The 737-nt window shown below is 58.9% G+C and carries 1 protein-coding gene; it reads right to left on the bottom strand.

Going from position 1 to position 737, the window contains the following annotated elements; genetic code table 11:
* The coding region (locus KQH55_RS16125) for a condensation domain-containing protein (protein WP_235091682.1) at positions 1-737 on the bottom strand (737 nt) is incomplete at both ends.

Raw genomic sequence — 737 nt, 5'->3', positions numbered from 1 at the left:
AGCAGCAACTGACGCTCATCCGCTCCCAGCATCTGCAGTGTTGCCACCGATTGCTGTGGGCAAGCCGCCATCGCCTGCAACATCGTCTTCAGATACCCTACGTGCCGCTCGATCGTCGTGGGGTCAAACAGCGCACTCGCATAATGTAACGAACCAGTGATCTGCTCACCTGCCTCATACAAATGCATTTCCAGGTCAAACCTGACCATGTCGTAATTAAGCTCACCAGGCTTGACATCCAGCTCGGGTAAGCTCCATTGCCCTATCTCGTTGCTCTGCCACGCAAACATCACCTGAAACAGCGGCGTATGATTCAATCGACGCGGCGGCTGCACGATCTCGACCACTTGCTCGAACGGCAGATCTTGATGCGCCTGCGCGTCCAGCGTCGTGCACCGCACGCGCTTAAGCAGTTCGCTCGTATTAGGCTCGCCAGATAAGTCGACACGCAACGCCAGCGTATTGACAAAGAAGCCAATCAACGGCTCGATCGCAGCATGCCCCCGGTTCGCGCTAGGCGTGCCGATGACCAAATCATCCTGACCTGACAGGCGCGCGAGCACCGCGCTCCACGCGGCGAGCACCGTCATAAATAGCGTCGTGCCATGCTCCGCGCTTAAGCGCTTAAGCGCTTGCGTAGTCGATGCATCGATCTGCACCGGCACGTGGGCACCAGCAAACGACTGTTGTGCCGGGCGCGGCCGGTCCGTCGGTAGTTCCAGCAGCACCGGCGCATC

The organism is Mycetohabitans sp. B3 (genome assembly GCF_021498065.1).
Taxonomy (GTDB): Bacteria; Pseudomonadota; Gammaproteobacteria; order Burkholderiales; family Burkholderiaceae; genus Mycetohabitans.
This window is presented reverse-complemented; position numbering and strand designations above follow the sequence as displayed.